This window comes from Lacinutrix undariae (assembly GCF_052934785.1).
This window is the reverse complement of sequence record NZ_CM128809.1, coordinates 1047501-1065367: the sequence shown is the minus strand read 5'-3', so window position 1 is coordinate 1065367 and position 17867 is coordinate 1047501. Positions and strand designations below refer to the sequence as shown.

The following is a 17867-nucleotide window of genomic DNA, read 5'->3' as shown; positions in this document are numbered from 1 at the left end:
CTAAACCCTAAACTATGTTCAACGTACAAACCATCCGAAAAGATTTCCCAATACTTAACAGACAAGTAAACGGAAAGCCATTGGTATATTTAGATAATGCAGCAACCTCACAAACCCCACAACAGGTCATTGATGTTATTGTAGATTATTATTCAAATTACAATGCCAATATTCACAGAGGCGTACACACACTAAGTCAAGAAGCTACAGATAAATACGAGCAAGCAAGACTAACAATACAAGCGCATTTTAATGCCGCAAAATCTAGCGAAATTATATTCACATCAGGAACCACTCATGGAATTAATTTAGTAGCCAACGGATTTTCAGCATTATTAAAAAAAGGCGATCAAATTATTGTATCAGCATTAGAGCATCACAGTAATATTGTACCGTGGCAAATGCTATGCGAACGCACAGGGGCAATTCTTAAAGTTATTCCAATGAATAACGACGGAGAATTAATCATGTCAGAATATGATAAATTACTTAACAAAAACACCAAACTAGTTTTTGTAAATCATATTTCAAACGCCTTAGGAACCATAAATCCTATTGAGTATATCATTGAAGAAGCACACAAAGTTGGTGCCGCTGTTTTAATTGATGGCGCACAAGCAAGTCCGCATGTAAAAGCAGACGTACAAGCTTTAGATGTTGATTTTTATGTAGTTTCAGCACACAAAATGTGTGGACCAACAGGCGTTGGAGCACTTTACGGAAAAGAAGAATGGCTTAATAAATTACCACCTTATCAAGGCGGAGGAGAAATGATTGATCAAGTCTCTTTTGAAGAAACCACCTACGCAGGTTTACCTCATAAATTTGAAGCCGGAACACCTAATATTTGTGGAGGTATCGCTTTTGGTGCCGCTATAGATTATATGAACGCTATCGGTTTTAAAACCATTGAAGCCTACGAACACGAACTTCTAGAGTATGCAACCGCTCAATTATTACAAATTGACGGACTTAAAATATACGGAACAGCTGCAAATAAAACATCAGTGATTTCTTTCAATTTAAAAGGTATTCATCCTTACGACGTAGGAACAATTTTAGATAAATTAGGAATTGCCGTACGTACAGGTCATCATTGTGCACAACCAATAATGAACTTCTTTAAGATTCCAGGAACCGTAAGAGCTTCTTTTTCATTTTACAATACAAAAGATGAAGTTGATACTTTAGTTGCAGGAGTGAAAAAAGCACAAATGATGTTGTCATAACAACTTTGGCGTTCTTTTTGAATAGAATAAGGTACTAACTTAAAATTTATTAATTATGAAAATAGTAACACTTATACTAAGCTTATTTATGTTACCATCTTGTGGAGCTGTAAAAGCATCAGATGAAACGGATAACACGCTTTCAGGAAGCTATAATGTTGTTATTTTTGATGATGAATCGTCTACTTCTGAAACTTTAAAACTTAATTTTAGTGAAACTGATAATAAGGTTTCTGGACATTCGGGATGTAATAATTTCTCAGGAACTTACACGGTTGATGGCGATAAAATATCAATTTCACAATTAGCTGCAACTAGAAAATATTGTCCTAATTTAGATTCCGAACAAAAATTATTAACGGCTTTAACCAGCGCAACTAGTTTCAGTATAAAAGAAAATGTACTACAACTTCGTAATGCAAATAAAATGCTTGTAAAAGCAAATAAGCAAGTGCCTGTAATAAAAATTGCTCAAGGAGAAGTTTATAATGTGTCATATACAGCAGTAACGCGTGGGTTTTCGTTAAGTATTTTGGTAGAAAACGATATTGTAACTTACAGAGTGAAAAAAGGACAAGATTTAAAATCACGACTTTGTACACAAAAAGAATTAGCAGCAATTTATGATAGTGTAAAGGCTATAAATTTAGCTGATTTAGGATTATTAGTACCACCTTCAGTAAAACATCAATCAGATGCAGCGCTTGGAGCAGCGTTAAAAATCACTTATAAAACTGAAGAATTTAAAACTAAAACATTTGATCATGGCAACCCGCCAAAAGAAATTGAAGCTTTAGTAAGTGTTTTGTTAACCTTGACAGAAAAGGTTGATTAACGACATAACAATTTGTAATTTTGTAAAAAATAAATCAGGTGAGTATAGAAGACATTCAAAACGAAATTATAGACGAATTCTCAATGTTTGAAGACTGGGAAGAACGTTACCAATATATGATTGACCTTGGTAAATCGCTTCCGTTAATTGACGAAGAGTTTAAAACCGAAAGTAATATTATAAAAGGCTGCCAAAGTAAAGTTTGGGTTCATGCCGTTTTAAATGATAATAAAGTAGTGTTTACTGCCGATAGTGATGCCATTATTACCAAAGGAATTATTGCCATCTTAATTCGTGCGTTTTCAAACCAAGAACCAAGTGAAATTATAAAAGCTAATACAGATTTTATTGATGAAATTGGATTAAAAGAACACTTATCACCAACACGAGCAAATGGACTGGTGAGTATGGTGAAAGAAATAAAAATGTATGCTATTGCATATCAAACACAAGTAAAATAATATGGAAACTACAATAGATACAAACGATTTAGGAGAGAAAATTGTAAAGGTTTTAAAAAGCATTTTCGATCCAGAAATCCCTGTTGATATATACGAATTAGGCTTAATTTACGACGTTTTTGTAAATGAAGATTACGACGTAAAAATATTAATGACACTTACAACACCTAACTGTCCGGTTGCAGAAACTTTACCTTTAGAAGTTGAAGAAAAAGTAAAATCTTTAGATGAAGTAAAATCTGCCGAGGTAGAAATTACTTTCGATCCACCATGGACACAAGATTTAATGAGTGAAGAAGCAAAACTTGAACTTGGAATGCTTTAATATATGGCACGAAGAGCTCCAAAGTCGTTAAAAGACGATAAGAAAACCAGTTTAAAATCGTCTTTTAATGCCTTGGTTTACATCCCAAGATTTTTTAAGGAAATATGGAATGTCAATAAAAAACTCTTTATGTTGGCGGCATTCTGTCGCCTCATTGGTGCATTACTTCCTGTTATTATTTTATGGATAGGAAAATTAATTATCGATGAAATTATCCTGCAAACAGGATTAGAAATTACAGATTACACACAACTTTGGACTTACGTTGGAATTGAATTTGGACTTATAATTCTTTCCGATTTAATAAGTCGTGCCATTTCTCTAACTGATGGGTTGTTGGGCGACGAATATAATATTGCTACTTCTGTTACCATCATAAAAAAGACCAATCAAATTAATATTAGTTTGTTGGAAGATGCTGAGTTTTATGATAAGCTAGAACGAGCAAGAACACAAACTACTAGTCGTGTAGGTTTAATGTCTAACGTGTTGGGACAAGCTCAAAGTGCTATTTCTATAGCGACACTTGTGGTTGGTTTAATTTACTTTGAACCGTACTTAATTATCCTTTTAGTACTTAGTATTATTCCGTCGTTTATAAATGAAGTCCGTTTTAGTCAACAACAATACTCGCTAGCTAGAAGTTGGACCTCAGAACGTCGCGAATTAGATTACCTCAGGTTTATTGGTGCAAACGATAAAACAGCTAAAGAAATTAAACTCTTTGGACTGACTGATTTTATTGTAGACCGTTTTCAAAATCTATCACAAGAATATTTTCAACTGAATAAAAAATTAGCAGTAAGACGATCTGCATTAGGGTTTTTATTCAATGTTTTAGGATCAATAAGTTATTATGGTGCGTATGTATTTATTATTTACCGTGTACTATCTGGTGCTATTACACTTGGGGAATTAACATTTTTATCAGGATCTTTTAATAGATTGATGAAAAATCTTCAAGACTTCTTTTCAAAATTCACACGTATTTCTGAAAGTGCTTTATATCTTAAAGATTATTTCGATTTCATTGATATTTCTATCCTTTCTAAGACGAAAGAAGATGTACCACTTCCAAAGAAGATACAACAAGGTTTTGAATTTAGAAATGTAAAATTTGCTTATCCAGGTTCTGATAATAATATTTTAAAAGGTATTTCATTCACCTTAAAAGCTGGCGAAAAATTGGCTTTTGTTGGTCAAAATGGAGCTGGAAAAACAACATTAACCAAATTATTACTCCGTTTTTACGAACCTACTTCTGGTGAAATATTATTAGACGGTGTAAATATTAATAGATTTAATAAAGCTGAATATCAAGCGTTTTTTGGTGTGATTTTTCAAGATTTCTTTAAGTATGAATTTACAGTGAAAGAAAATATTGCTATTGGTGATATTACTGAACTAGATAATCAAGAAAAAATTGAGAATGCTGCCGAATTAAGTTTAGCTGATGCTGTAATTTCCGAATTAAAAAACGGATATGATCAACAATTAGGAAAGCGTTTTTCTAGTGGACAAGAGCTTTCTGGTGGGCAATGGCAAAAAGTAGCTTTAGCAAGAGCTTACATGAAAAATGCCGAAGTTATGATTTTAGATGAGCCAACTTCTGCACTTGATGCTAGAGCCGAAAGTGATGTATTTACTCGATTTATAGGACTTACCGAAGGGAAAACAAGCATTATCATTTCGCACAGATTTAGTACTGTAAGACAAGCCGATAGAATTTTGGTGTTAGAACAAGGAAAAGCTTTAGAGATTGGTACACACGAAGAATTAATGGCAAATGCTTCTTTATATGCCGATTTATTTACGCTACAGGCGGAAGGGTATCAATAAAAAAACTTCTTCAAAACAGAGTTTCAAAGAAGTTTTAATCTAAAAAAAAATGCAGTTAGTGTTTTATTTCTGCAATCCATTCTGCACCACTAATATCAATAAGTTTAATACGATGTGGAATTTTATCATTCTCATTTAAGTTTAATGTCATATCAGCTTTTGCTCCTAATGGAATTATAAGACTGTGTGCTCCAGGTTTCACTTTTGCAACGTAATGGTTGTGAATTTGCTCTGTTGGAAATTGCGATAAGTCACTTCCATCTCTTTCTGAAATAATCATGTTATTTTCATCGAGTAGTTCAATTCCTATTAAAAAAGAACCGTAAACATCAACACCTTGTGTACGATATACCTGAAATTGTAACTGGTTAGTATGATAACTAATATTGCTAATTTCAACTAAAGGTTTTACAGATTTATTATGAAGTGTTCCGTAAACCCCACCGTGAAAATATTGATTAGTAAATAAGGTTAATCCTAAAATAACTAATGCGCCAGTGAGTGCAATTGGTTTTAGGTGTTTTAATTGTAAAACTCCCGAGCCTAAAAACGAAAACCATTTTGTTTGTGTGAACTTTAGCTTTTTGTCTATAAAATATTTATCTAAAGAGTAGTAACCACTTCCGCTTAAAAATAAGGTGAATCCTGAGGCAATTCCTAAGACACCAATTTGCCATTCGTCCAAACATGTTGTGCCAATCCATCCTGAGCCTAATAATATACCCATTGCTAAACCAAATACGCCAATACTCATAAGCCTTGTGAATAGTCCAAACATAATGCAGAGTCCAACGATACCTTCAATAATTGTAAAAATAGCCATAGACCACCAAAGGGCTTCAGGGTTTGAAACGAGGTATTCAATAATTGGTTTTATACCGAGAGCATTAGGAAGAAAATGATTGAATTTTTCTCCAATATACCCTGCTTCTTCAGGGTTTAATTTATTGGCTAAAAATAGTCTGCGCCAAAAGGCAGAGAAATAAGTCCACCCTACAACAAGGCGAATTGATAATGTGATAAGTCCCATCATATTATAGGACTGATTATTTGATATATGTTTCATGTTGAAATTGTATATATAATTAGATTGTAATAAAAAAATAAACCGGTATTTAGGTTATACGGTTTCTATTTTAAATCGTTTATATAATATATATAAAGGTTGGTGAATGCCTAAAGGAGTTTGATGTAAAAGGTCTTTAGATGTTTTTTTATATAAAAAAAGGGTGTTGGTAACAACAGTGTTAACGTTATGTGGCTGAAGTTGTTTTACACTTGTATTTGTATCCTGTTTTGTTTGAGTTACTATTAGGGAACTACAAGATTGTGTGTTGTTTAAAGTTACTTTTGTTTTATGTAAAGGACGCTGATACTCAATATTTAAAACTTCTAAACTCGCAATTTTTACAGTGCAAGGGCTAAGTGTAAATATCACAAAAAGTAGAAGTGCTAATCTTCTAAAATCTTTAATGTATCGTATTACGTTTTTCATAATTGGTTATAAAATTACACTATTTTTCAATCTTATATGAAAAGGGAATCTTAAAAATAAGTTATAAATTAATTACCTTTGTACTTATGGCAGAAGAGATAATAAACCGTGTTGCAAATAGCAAACTCGTTACAATAGATTTAGAAGATTTATACCCAAAAGGCAATCGTGTTCTTTTTGATATTAAGGACTGGTTGTATATGGAGTTGATTTTAAAAGAAACTGAATTTAGAGATTATGTAAAAACACATGATTGGAGTCAGTATAAGAATAATTATATGGCGCTAACCTGCTCTGTAGATGCAATTATTCCGTCATGGGCTTATTTATTAATAGCTGCAAATGCTGCTGAATATGCTAAAAAAATTGTTGTTGGAGATTTAAAAACGTTAGAAACAGCTATTTATCAAGAGGTAGTTTCAGAGTTTGATGTCTCAGAGTTTATGGATAAACCAGTAATTATTAAAGGATGCTCAAACAAACCAATCCCGGATACGGCGTATATTCAGTTAATTTCAAAACTACAAGGCGTTGCACGATCTGTCATGTATGGTGAAGCTTGCTCAACAGTGCCACTTTATAAAAAGAAAAAATAGTGACTTTTTTGTTTTTGTTGTGTCTTAATAAAAGAACTATTTTTGTTACCTTATAATTGATTAAAAACACCTAACTATGAAAAAATTAATACTTACAGTTGCGTTATCTGTAGTAGCTTTTAGCTCTTATGCGCAAACTAAAGAAGAATTATTGGCAGAGAAAGCTATAAAAAGTGATTCAATATCTGCAATACAAGGTCGTGTTAACGCGATTCAATCACAAATAGATGCACTTCCAGGATGGAAATTTGGTGCTTTTGGTACTATTGGAGGAAGTTTATCTAACTTTAATAACTGGTACGCACAAGGATCACCAAATAATTCGTCTGGAAATATTGGTGTAACTTTTAATGGTCATGCAAATTTAATTCAAGAGAAATTTTTCTGGAGAAATTCATTAACTGCAAACTTACAATGGATTAAGTTAGATGATAAAGATTCTGCTTTAGATGATGATAACTTTAACCCAACTACAGATGTATTCAATATTACATCTTTATACGGTAGAAATATTACAAGTAAAATTGCTGCGTCTTCTTTATTAGAATATAGAACTACAATTTTAAATAACTTTAACGATCCAGGATATTTAGATATTGGGGTTGGTTTTACATGGACGCCAATACAAGATTTAATTGTTGTGGTACATCCTTTGAATTACAATTTTGTGTTTGCTGATAATGATGCTGCTTTTGAATCTTCTTTAGGGGCAAAAATTGTTGCAGATTATACAAGACAAATTGGTGCAATTAACTTTAAATCTAACGTATCTGCTTTTCAAAGCTACAAATCTTCAGATCTATCTAACGTAACTTGGACAAATTCTTTTGGATATACACTTTGGAAAATGATTGGTGTAGGATTTGATTTTGGTTTAAGAAGCAATAAACAAGAAGCGTTAAATTACGCTTTATTACAAACACCTGCTACTGCAACTTCTTTTGATGATGTAGATAATGACTTACAAACATTTTGGACAGTTGGTTTAAGCTACAAGTTTTAAACTACAAACAGTATTTATATAAAAAAGCGTGCTAATTATTTAGCACGCTTTTTTTTGTTATATATATATGGTGTAGAAATTATTCTTCTTCTTCAGAAAAATCAATGTCTTCATAATCTGGATATAAGAAATGATTGTAAGGAAATCTCGTTATATGTATTTGTCTTACCTCATTATACACACGTTTTTTAAAGTCGTCTAGGTTTTCTTTATTTATTGCTGAAATAAATAAGGCATAATCCCCAATACGATTCATCCAAGTGGTTCGCCATTCTTGTAAAGAATAATGAGCTTCAGTACGTTCTGCAATTAAATCGGTTTCATCAAAAGGTTCCGCTTTGTAAGCATCAATTTTATTAAAAACCATAATAATTGGTTTATCGGCACTTCCTATTTCTGTTAAAACTTTATTTACAGACTCAATGTGTTCTTCAAAATTAGGGTGAGAAATATCAACAACGTGTAATAATAAATCGGCTTCTCTAACTTCGTCAAGTGTACTTTTAAAACTATCTACAAGCTGTGTAGGCAATTTTCTAATAAATCCTACAGTATCACTCATTAAGAAAGGTAGATTTTTTATCACCACTTTTCTTACGGTTGTATCTAAGGTTGCAAAAAGTTTGTTTTCAGCAAACACATCACTTTTACTCACAACGTTCATTAAAGTAGATTTTCCAACATTGGTATAACCCACTAAAGCAACACGTACCATTTTTCCGCGATTACCACGTTGTATGGCCATTTGCTTATCTATCGTTTTAATTTTAGATTTAAGTAATGCAATTTTATCACGTACAATACGTCTGTCTGTTTCAATTTCTGTTTCCCCAGGTCCGCGCATTCCAATTCCCCCTTTTTGACGCTCAAGGTGTGTCCACATTCCTCTTAGTCTTGGGAGTAAGTATTCGCATTGCGCTAATTCTACTTGAGTACGAGCGTAACTTGTTTGTGCACGTTGTGCAAAAATATCTAGGATTAAATTGGTACGGTCTAAAACTTTACAATTTAATATCTGACTAATATTTCTTTCTTGTGCCGGAGAAAGTTCATCATCAAAAATGGCGGTACCTACATTATTGTCTTCAATATATTTTTGTACATCTTCCATTTTACCAGTTCCTATAAATGTTTTAGGATTTGGCATGTCCATTTTTTGGGTAAAGCGTTTTAAAACTTCTCCACCAGCAGTAAATGTTAAAAATTCTAACTCATCTAAATACTCTTGAGATTTTTCTTCGTTTTGATCTTTGGTAATTACACCTATTAAAACGGCTTTCTCTAAAGTAATGTCCTTTTTTTCTAGCATATATCAATTTATAAGTACAAAGTTACGTAAATGTTAGCATTTTAATTTTTCTATTTTAAAAACTACCTTTGATAATTCAATCTATATAAAAATTACATCAAATATATGCAACATACAATCGCATTTTACAACATTGAAAATTTATTTGATACCGTAGATGATCCTCAAACTAATGATGACGATTTTTTACCAAACTCAGATAAACGTTGGACAGAAAAACGTTATCATAAAAAACTTGATAAATTAGGGTCTGTTATCTGTAAAATTGGAAATAATACAAAAGCACCCCCTGTAATTATAGGGTTGGCAGAGGTTGAAAATGATTTAGTGCTTAAGGAATTACTGAAAAGTGATAAAATGAAAAAGCATGACTATAGTTTTGTTCATTATAACTCTATGGATGAACGTGGTATTGATGTTGCATTATTATATGATAATGAGAGGTTTAATGTAATGTCTTCTGAAATTTTTAATGTGCATTTAGAAGCAGATGGTGAGATTGATTATACAAGAGATATATTATTGGTTTCTGGGGAGTTAGATGGAGAAATGATTCATGTAATAGTTAATCATTGGCCATCACGAAGAGAGGGTGAAAAAGTATCAGCTCCTAAGCGAATGATTGCAGCCGAAAAAGTACTTTATATTATAGACAAGTTGAAAGTTGAATTTCTAGATCCTAAAATTATTGTTATGGGAGATTTTAATGATAACCCAAGTAATGATAGTCTTAAGTTTTTAGTAGATAAAGGTTTGTTGTTTAATCCAATGGAAACCTTATTATCTATTGATAAAGGAAGCTTGAGTTATAATTCTGAATGGAATCTTTTTGATCAAATCTTATGTTCTATAAATTTTATGGAAACAAAATTAGGGGCTTTAAAATATAAATCTGTTGATGTCTATGATGAGAAGTTTTTAACCCAATATGAGGGTAAATATGAAGGCCAACCCTTTCGAACTTATGTAGGAAAAAATTATAAAGGAGGTTTTAGTGATCATTTTCCCGTATATATTAAGGTGAAAAAGAATGTTTAAACCTTTAAATGCTAAAATAAATAACGTTTTATCGATGTAATTTGCTTTTTATCTATTAAAGCAATGTTAACACTACGTTAATATTCATTTTTATTATCTTCGGTTACTTAATTAAGCTTGTGTGAAAATGAAGGTTTTTAGTGTAAAATCGGATAATAATATAAGCTTTTTGTTAAAGGTCTATCTTTTAACGTTTTAAAAAAAAATAACTAATAGAATCAAAACCTATGAAAAAAATTACTTTATTGATTTTTGCGTTTTTGTCTGTTCTTTGCCAAGTCAATGCTCAAGTAGCTGTTGGATCTGGTAATTTAGAGAGTGAAAATGCACCTTTTGACCCTTATTTTGGATACTCATATACACAGAGTGTCTATTTAGCATCAGAAATTAATGCTTCAGGGACAATTACTGCAATACAATGGTATTACAGTGGAGCATCAGATTTAGATAATTGTCAAGAGCTTGTTATTTACATGGCAGAGTCTACCAGAGCAGATTATGCAGATACTTCAGATTGGGAACCTATAGCTTCTTTTACTCAAGTATACGCTGGAGGCATTGATGTGTCAGCAGGAGCAGGTTGGGTACAGCTAACATTAGATACACCTTTTGTTTATACAGGTGTAGATAACTTAATTGTTGCAGCTGAAGATAATATGGTTGATTATGATACTAGTGCTGATGATTTTTATAATTCAGATGTTGCTACAATGAGAACGATATCTTATTATAGTGATGGAACAAATCCAGATCCAGCGGCTCCGGTTACAGCAAGTAATATTGATGATACTATTCCTAATATAATTTTAGATGGTATTCAACAATCTTGTCCAACACCTTCTACCTTGGTAGCAGGTTTAGTTACATTTGAAGGTGCTGAGTTAAGTTGGGAACAAGTTGGGACAGCGACATCTTGGAATATTGAAGTTGTTCCTGCTGGAGATGCTCCAACAGGAGTAGCAACAGCAACGGGAGTTTCAAGTCCTTATACACTTTCAGGATTAGAAGCTGTAACCGCATATGATTTTTATGTGCAAGCAGATTGTTCTACCGAAGTTAGTGCTTGGGCAGGACCAGTATCTTTTACAACAACATGTGGTATTTTTACTCCAGATTATTTAGCAACATTTGATTCATTCTTACAAGAATGTTGGGAAGAAGCAGGCGATGGAGATCCAACAACAGGTCCTACAGGTATAGGAGCTGGAGGATGGTCTTCAGATGGTTTTGCAAATGTTGGTTTTAATGGCGCAAACAAAATTAATTTATATAATACAGGAGATAATGAATGGTTATTAAGTCCTCAGTTTGATTTAACAGGCGGTCCTTTTCAAGTAGAATTAGACTTAGCTATTATGGATTATTCAAGTTCTACTACTGCAAGTTTATTAGGGTCTGATGATCAAGTACAAGTTTTAATTTCAACAGATAATGGCGTAACATGGACACCAATCATGCTTTGGGATAATACATCGGTAGTACCAGCAGGAGGGTCACATTATGTATTTAACTTAGATGCTTATTTAGGTATGACTGTTCAATTTGCTATTTGGGCAACAGAAGGAACTGTAGATGATCCAGAAGATGTAGATGTGTCTGTTGATAACTTTGAAGTTAGAGCAGTACCAACATGTGCTGAACCAAGTGAATTAGCTGTGTCAGGAGTAACATCTGATGGTGCTACTTTTGGTTGGTTAGAAAACGGAACTGCAACATCTTGGAATATTGAAGTTGTTGCTTCTGGAGAGACTCCAACAGGAACACCAACAGTAACAGTATCTACAAATCCATACACAGTAACAGGATTAAATGCTACAACAGATTATGATTTTTATGTACAAACGGATTGTGGTGCTTCAGGAACTAGCTCATGGGAAGGTCCAGTAACATTTACAACATTATGTGATGTATATGTGCCAGATTATTTAGCAACTTTTGATTCATTCTTAGAAGTATGTTGGGATGAAGCAGATAGTGGTGATCCAACAACAGGTCCTGGAGATTTAGGAGCAGGAAGTTGGACAGGTGATGGTTATGCAAATGATGGTTTTAATGGTGCAAACAAAATTAATTTATATACTACAGGAAAAAGTGATTGGTTATTAAGTCCGTTATTCGATTTAACAGGTGGTCCTTTTCAAGTAGAATTAGATTTAGCTATTATGGCTTATGCAAGTTCTACTAATGAAAGATCTTTAGGATCAGATGATCAAGTACAACTTTTAATTACAACTGATAATGGCGCAACATGGACACCAATTATTCTTTGGGATAATACATCGGTAGTACCAGCAGGAGGATCACATTATGTATTTAACTTAGCGGCATACGCTGGTATGACTGTTCAATTTGGTATTTGGGCAACAGAAGGAACTGTAGATGATCCAGAAGATGTAGATGTATCTGTAGATAACTTCCAAGTTAGAGCAGTACCAACATGTCCTGAACCAACCGAATTAACATCAACAAACTTAAGTTTAACTTCAACAGAAGTTGCTTGGGTAGAAAATGGAACAAGTACAACTTGGAATATAGAATTAGTTGCTGCAGGTGATGCACCAACAGGAGTGCCAACAGTAACAGGTGTAACAACTAACCCATATATACTTACTGGATTAAACCCTGATACAGCATATGAATTTTATGTACAAGCAGATTGTGGAGGAGCCGAAGGTACAAGTTCTTGGACAGGACCATCAGGATTCTTTACTGGATATTGTGAATCTATACCAACAAGTAATGATGGTAATGGAGTAGGTAATGTTTTCTTTGGAATTACAAACTTCCCAAGTTTTGGAGACGAAACTTATGAAAATCATACAGCTACAGTTGTTAATGCTTTTCAAGGATTTAATACCAACTTACAAGTTACTTTTGTAACAGGAACAACTTACGGAACAAATGTTTGGATTGATTTTAATGACAACCTTGTTTTTGATGCAGATGAGCTTGTATATCAAGGAACATCTTTAGGAGATAATCCATCAACATTAGATGCTTCTTTTATGATGCCAGCAGATGCTGCTATAGGAGAGCACAGAATGAGAATAGGTACAGCTGATTTTGGTCAATCAACACCAAACCCGTGTTACTCAGGGTCTTGGGGTGTTACATTAGATTTTACTGTAAACATTTTAGAACCAACATGTGTGAATCCAGAAGCGACTTATACTGTAGTTAACGATTGTGAAAATGGAGATCAATTTTTAGTAGATGTTGTTATAACAACTATTGGAGATGCAGATTCATTAACAATTTCTAATACTATTGATTCAGTAGCTTCAACAGAAAACGTTATTGAACCAGGAACATATCAAGTAGGTCCATTCCCATTCTTAGAAGATGTAATTATAACAATTAGTAATGATCAAGATGAAAATTGTGTAATTGTAAGTCCAGTATTTAACTTACTAGCATGTCCTCCTGATAATGACAACCCATGTAACGCTACTATAGCAGTTGTAAATGATAATGACACATGTGACGTTTTAACATCTGGAACATTAGTAGCTTCAACAGATTCAGGAGTACCAACACCAGAATGTTCTGGTAACCCAGATGACGATGTATGGTTTGAATTTGTTGCTTTAAACGAGGTTCAATTAATTTCAATTACTAATATCATAGGTGGTACAACAAATATTGATCACGCTGTATATGAAGGAACTTGTGATACCTTAGTAGAATTATATTGTTCTACAGATACTTCAAGTATTACTACAGAATTAACAGTAGGTAACACTTACTTTATTAGAGTATACAGTTCAGGAACAGGAGACGAAACTAGTACATTTGATTTATGTATTAAAGAAGCTCCAGCAAATACTATTTGTGAAGATGCTTCTCCTTTCTGTGGATCAGGTGGTGCACTTTACGGATCTAACGTTATTGGAATTCCTAGTAGTGGTTCTGTAGCATGTTTAGGATCTATTCCTAACCCATCTTGGAACATTCTTCAAATTGGAGAAACTGGACCAATTAACATTCAAATTGAACAAAATACAGAGTTTGATGATGAAGGTAATGGTATTGGTCAAGGATTAGATGTTGATTTCGTATTATGGGGACCTTTTGATAGCACAATGGACTATTGTGAATTAGATCTTTTAGTAGATTGCCCAACATGTCCTAACAATACCTCAAATCAAGCTTTCTATCCTTTTGAAAACATTGTTGACTGTAGTTACTCAGGTGCAGATACTGAAACTGTAACTATTGAAAATGCTGTTGAAGGTGAAATCTATGTTTTATTAGTAACTAACTTTTCTAACGACCCAGGAACAATTCAAATAGAACAAACAAACGCAACCACTGATGGTTCAGGATCTGTAACAGCTGAAATTGAAGTTGATTTAGGTGAAGATCAAAACTTATGTGGATACGATTCTTACGATCTTATTGCTGAATCACCATTTGCAGATAGATATGAATGGTACAAAAATGGTATTGTTATTGAAGGTGCTTCTACAGGTATTCTTACGGTAACTGAAACAGATACTTATACAGTAATTGCATACGATGATAGTTGTGAAACTCAAGCTCAAGATTCTGTAACAATTATCTTTGGTATTGAACCAACAGTAAACGTAGTTGACTTTTTAGAAACATGTGATGATACTTCAGCAGACGGAATTGCAGAATTTAATTTAGCATTACAAACTTCTGCTATTTTAGGAACTCAAGATCCAGCGTTGTTTAATGTAACATACCACGAATCATTATCAAATGCACAAACCGGAACAGATCCAATTGATCTATCTTTACCTTATACAAGCATATCTAACCCTCAAACAATTTATGTTAGAATTCAAGATGCAAATGCAACATTTTGTTCTGTAACAAATAGTTTTGAATTACAAGTTAATGGAACATGTATCTTCCCAGAAGGAATTTCTCCAAACGGTGATGGTGTAAATGATAATTTTGATTTAAGAGTTCACAATGTTGATAAAATTGAAATCTTCAACAGAAATGGTACTTTAGTTTATTCTAAGAAAAATTATATTGACGAATGGCACGGACAAAGCGATAAAGGTGATATATTGCCAGTCGGTACTTATTTTTATACGATGACGTATAATAATGGTACAGAGTCTCGTAGCGCTTGGGTATACATAAACAAATAAGATAAAAAACTAAATTAACAGAAGAATAATAGAAAAATATGAAAAAAATATTTATCATACTCGTATTTCTGGTAGCATCACAAATGCAAGGTCAACAAGACCCACAGTACACACAATACATGTATAATATGAATGTTATTAACCCTGCTTATGCTGGCTCGAAAGACAACTTAAGCTTCGGTATGTTATACAGAACACAATGGACCGGTTTAGAAGGTGCCCCAAAAACAGGAACGTTTTTTGGGCATGTACCAGTCGGAGAAAAGGTAGGCGTAGGTCTATCTTTAATTACTGATCAGGTAGGACCAGTGAGAGAAACTAACTTATATGCAGATTTTTCTTACACACTTAACTTAGGTGGAGAACACCGTTTAGCTTTTGGTGTTAAAGCCGGAGCAACTTTTCATGATATTGGATTACAAGATTTAGATTTAATTGATCCTAATGATCCTTTCTTTTCTGAAAATGTAAACAGTGCAACACCAAATGTTGGTGCAGGTTTCTTTTACTACACAGATAACTATTATTTAGCTTTCTCTGTACCAAATATTTTAAACTCGGTACATCTAGATGCTAATGGTTATGATTTAGGAACAGAATCTAGTCACTATTTCTTAACAGGGGGATATGTATTCCAGGTATCAGAAAACACGAAATTAAAACCAACATTTTTAGTGAAGTCTGCATTTGATGCACCAACATCTTATGATGTTAACTTAAATGCTTTGTTCTTTGAGAAATTTGAAATTGGAGCATCTTACAGATTAGACGACTCTTTTTCAGGTTTAGTAAACTTTGCAATCACGCCTTCTATGAGAATAGGGTATGCTTATGATAACGTAACATCAGATATCAAAAAGTACGCACCAGCATCTCATGAAATCATGATATTATTTGACTTGAATTTCCCTAAGAAAATTTCACGTTCACCAAGATACTTCTAAACCAGATAAGCTATAAAATATGAAAACTAAAAAACTATATTTAATACTTTTATGTCTGAGTTCTTTCAGCATAATCGCCCAAAATAAGAATACTAAAAAAGCGGATAAGCACTTTACTCGCTACGAATTTGTAGAAGCAGCTGAAGACTATTCTAAATTAGTAGAAAAAGGTGATGCAGATGCTTATGTATATGGGCAATTAGCAGAATCTTATTATAATATCTTTAATACTGTTGAAGCTGAACGCTGGTACGCAAAAGCCTTAGAAACTTCTGAACAGCCAGAAATGATTTATAAATATTCTCAAATGCTTAAAGCAAATGGGAAATATGAAGAATCAAACGTACAGATGGCTAAATTTGCTTCTATGCGTCCTAGTGATGATAGAGCAGTAGCATTCAAAGCAAATCCAGATTACTTACCTAAAATTTTAGAAAAAGGTAAAAAGTTTAACGTTCAAAACTTACCTTTTAATACAGAATCTTCTGAGTTTGGTGGTACTTTAAACGATGGTAAATTATACATTACTTCAGCTAGAAATAGCAGTAGAAAAACTTACGGATGGAATGAACAACCATTTCTAGACATCTACACGTTAACTGAAAACGAAGACGGAAGTTATGCTGATGCTGTTTTATTAAGTAAAGAGATAAACACTAAATATCACGAAGGAATTGTTTCATTTAGTCCTGACGGTGAAACAATGTATTTCTCAAGAGAAAGTTTTTATGAAAAAGAATATGAAAAAGATTCTATCTCTCAAAACAGATACAGTACGTTGCAATTATTTAAAGCGTCTAAGTCTGGTTCAGAATGGGATAATGTAGAAGGTTTTGCTGTAAACAGTAAAAACTACTCTGTAAAAAATCCATCGGTTAGTGCAGATGGAAAAACATTGTACTTTGCATCTGATATGCCAAACGGTTTTGGAGGATTTGATATTTATAAAGCATCTATTAATGAAGATGGTTCTTTAGGAGAAGCAACTAACTTAGGGCAAAAAGTAAATACTGAAGGTCAAGAAATGTTTCCTTTCATTAGCAGTAATAACACTTTATACTTCTCTTCAAATGGGCATTTAGGCTTAGGAGGATTAGATGTATTTTACTCTAAATTGGTTGACGGTAAAATGGGACCAGTTCGTAACATTGGTATTCCAATAAATAGTAATGCTGATGATTTTGCTTTCAGTATTGATGAAGATACTAAAGATGGATTTATTTCTTCTAACCGTGAAGGTGGTGTTGGAAGTGATGATATTTATGGAATTAAAAAAATACAACCTTTATGTGATGTATTAGTTACTGCTACAGTAACAGATGCTAAAACAGGAGCACCTTTAAATGCTGCATCTGTATCTTTATATGATGCTCAAGGAAATAAAGTATTATCTAAAGTTACTAACACTGATGGAACTGTTGAGTTTATTGTTGAGTGTAGTAATGATACATCTTATGAAGCTTCTTTAGATGGTTACGAAAGCAACCAAGTTCTTCTTAAAGGAACAGATGAAGAAGAAGCTGCTGTTAGTATTCCTTTAACTCCAATTGAAGACTTAATTGTTGCTGATAAAGTAGTATTAAACCCAATCTATTTTGATTTTGATAAATCTAACGTAACTGCAAAAGCTGCTTTTGAATTAGATAAATTAGTTCAAATCATGAAAA

The 17867-nt window shown here is 33.0% G+C and carries 14 protein-coding genes (1 of these 14 only partly in view); 11 read left to right on the top strand and 3 right to left on the bottom strand.

Annotated features, from left to right (window positions below; translation table 11 throughout):
* Positions 1–14: 14 nt before the first annotated feature.
* Genes ACU4C5_RS04715 through ACU4C5_RS04695 form a run of 5 tightly spaced genes read left to right on the top strand, consistent with a single transcriptional unit; the run spans position 15 to position 4689 of the window.
* Entirely contained in the window at positions 15–1229 is a 1215-nt protein-coding gene (locus ACU4C5_RS04715; RefSeq protein ID WP_446845901.1) for an aminotransferase class V-fold PLP-dependent enzyme, read from the top strand.
* A 55-nt stretch (positions 1230–1284) separates the two neighbouring features.
* Positions 1285–2064 carry an META domain-containing protein gene (locus ACU4C5_RS04710; RefSeq protein ID WP_446845900.1) on the top strand — a complete coding sequence of 260 codons (780 nt, stop codon included), beginning with the start codon at positions 1285–1287 and terminating at the stop codon, positions 2062–2064.
* Positions 2065–2102: 38 nt separating this feature from the next.
* Complete coding sequence (locus ACU4C5_RS04705) at positions 2103–2525, top strand: SufE family protein (RefSeq protein WP_446845899.1); 423 nt, start codon at positions 2103–2105, stop codon at positions 2523–2525.
* A 1-nt stretch (position 2526) separates the two neighbouring features.
* Positions 2527–2850, top strand: coding sequence for a DUF59 domain-containing protein (locus tag ACU4C5_RS04700; protein WP_446845898.1), 324 nt, complete (start codon positions 2527–2529; stop codon positions 2848–2850).
* Positions 2851–2853: 3 nt separating this feature from the next.
* Entirely contained in the window at positions 2854–4689 is a 1836-nt protein-coding gene (locus ACU4C5_RS04695; RefSeq protein ID WP_446845897.1) for an ABC transporter ATP-binding protein, read from the top strand.
* A gap of 55 nt (positions 4690–4744) precedes the next feature.
* Here the strand turns inward: ACU4C5_RS04695 and ACU4C5_RS04690 are convergent, their stop codons facing one another.
* Together ACU4C5_RS04690 and ACU4C5_RS04685 are read right to left on the bottom strand one after the other, a co-directional pair.
* Positions 4745–5755 carry a TQO small subunit DoxD gene (locus tag ACU4C5_RS04690; protein ID WP_446845895.1) on the bottom strand — a complete coding sequence of 337 codons (1011 nt, stop codon included), beginning with the start codon at positions 5753–5755 and terminating at the stop codon, positions 4745–4747.
* Between the two features lie 54 nt (positions 5756–5809).
* Complete coding sequence (locus ACU4C5_RS04685) at positions 5810–6184, bottom strand: hypothetical protein (RefSeq protein WP_446845894.1); 375 nt, start codon at positions 6182–6184, stop codon at positions 5810–5812.
* 86 nt (positions 6185–6270) lie between these two features.
* Between ACU4C5_RS04685 and ACU4C5_RS04680 the strand changes: the two genes are divergently transcribed.
* On the top strand, positions 6271–6780 hold the full coding sequence (locus tag ACU4C5_RS04680) for a DUF2480 family protein (RefSeq protein ID WP_446845893.1): 510 nt from the start codon (positions 6271–6273) through the stop codon (positions 6778–6780).
* Positions 6781–6856: 76 nt separating this feature from the next.
* Complete coding sequence (locus ACU4C5_RS04675) at positions 6857–7783, top strand: DUF3078 domain-containing protein (RefSeq protein ID WP_446845892.1); 927 nt, start codon at positions 6857–6859, stop codon at positions 7781–7783.
* A gap of 79 nt (positions 7784–7862) precedes the next feature.
* On the opposite strand, the gene hflX is transcribed toward ACU4C5_RS04675, so the two are convergent.
* On the bottom strand, positions 7863–9092 hold the full coding sequence (gene hflX, locus ACU4C5_RS04670; RefSeq protein ID WP_446845891.1) for a GTPase HflX: 1230 nt from the start codon (positions 9090–9092) through the stop codon (positions 7863–7865).
* Positions 9093–9197: 105 nt separating this feature from the next.
* Between hflX and ACU4C5_RS04665 the strand changes: the two genes are divergently transcribed.
* The 4 genes from ACU4C5_RS04665 to ACU4C5_RS04650 form a co-directional block, all read left to right on the top strand.
* The gene (locus ACU4C5_RS04665; RefSeq protein WP_446845890.1) at positions 9198–10130 is read left to right on the top strand and encodes an endonuclease/exonuclease/phosphatase family protein; all 933 of its coding nucleotides are present in this window, start codon (positions 9198–9200) and stop codon (positions 10128–10130) included.
* A gap of 227 nt (positions 10131–10357) precedes the next feature.
* Positions 10358–15256 carry an FIDD domain-containing protein gene (locus tag ACU4C5_RS04660; RefSeq protein WP_446845889.1) on the top strand — a complete coding sequence of 1633 codons (4899 nt, stop codon included), beginning with the start codon at positions 10358–10360 and terminating at the stop codon, positions 15254–15256.
* A 38-nt stretch (positions 15257–15294) separates the two neighbouring features.
* Positions 15295–16200, top strand: a complete 906-nt coding sequence (locus ACU4C5_RS04655) for a PorP/SprF family type IX secretion system membrane protein (protein ID WP_446845888.1) — start codon at positions 15295–15297, stop codon at positions 16198–16200.
* A 19-nt stretch (positions 16201–16219) separates the two neighbouring features.
* On the top strand, positions 16220–17867 hold the 5' portion of the coding sequence (locus ACU4C5_RS04650; RefSeq protein ID WP_446845887.1) for an OmpA family protein. It continues 257 nt past the right edge of the window; the window shows 1648 of its 1905 coding nt (coding positions 1–1648); its start codon is at positions 16220–16222; its stop codon lies beyond the right edge, outside the window.

Excerpts from the sequence above, each read along its gene's own strand:
- ACU4C5_RS04690 (WP_446845895.1), bottom strand. The coding sequence starts at position 5,755 with ATGAAACATATATCAAATAATCAGTCCTATAATATGATGGGACTTATC.
- hflX (WP_446845891.1), bottom strand. The coding sequence starts at position 9,092 with ATGCTAGAAAAAAAGGACATTACTTTAGAGAAAGCCGTTTTAATAGGT.
- ACU4C5_RS04680 (WP_446845893.1), top strand. The coding sequence starts at position 6,271 with ATGGCAGAAGAGATAATAAACCGTGTTGCAAATAGCAAACTCGTTACA.
- ACU4C5_RS04655 (WP_446845888.1), top strand. The coding sequence starts at position 15,295 with ATGAAAAAAATATTTATCATACTCGTATTTCTGGTAGCATCACAAATG.
- ACU4C5_RS04685 (WP_446845894.1), bottom strand. The coding sequence starts at position 6,184 with ATGAAAAACGTAATACGATACATTAAAGATTTTAGAAGATTAGCACTT.
- ACU4C5_RS04710 (WP_446845900.1), top strand. The coding sequence starts at position 1,285 with ATGAAAATAGTAACACTTATACTAAGCTTATTTATGTTACCATCTTGT.
- ACU4C5_RS04715 (WP_446845901.1), top strand. The coding sequence starts at position 15 with ATGTTCAACGTACAAACCATCCGAAAAGATTTCCCAATACTTAACAGA.
- ACU4C5_RS04675 (WP_446845892.1), top strand. The coding sequence starts at position 6,857 with ATGAAAAAATTAATACTTACAGTTGCGTTATCTGTAGTAGCTTTTAGC.
- ACU4C5_RS04695 (WP_446845897.1), top strand. The coding sequence starts at position 2,854 with ATGGCACGAAGAGCTCCAAAGTCGTTAAAAGACGATAAGAAAACCAGT.
- ACU4C5_RS04665 (WP_446845890.1), top strand. The coding sequence starts at position 9,198 with ATGCAACATACAATCGCATTTTACAACATTGAAAATTTATTTGATACC.
- ACU4C5_RS04660 (WP_446845889.1), top strand. The coding sequence starts at position 10,358 with ATGAAAAAAATTACTTTATTGATTTTTGCGTTTTTGTCTGTTCTTTGC.
- ACU4C5_RS04700 (WP_446845898.1), top strand. The coding sequence starts at position 2,527 with ATGGAAACTACAATAGATACAAACGATTTAGGAGAGAAAATTGTAAAG.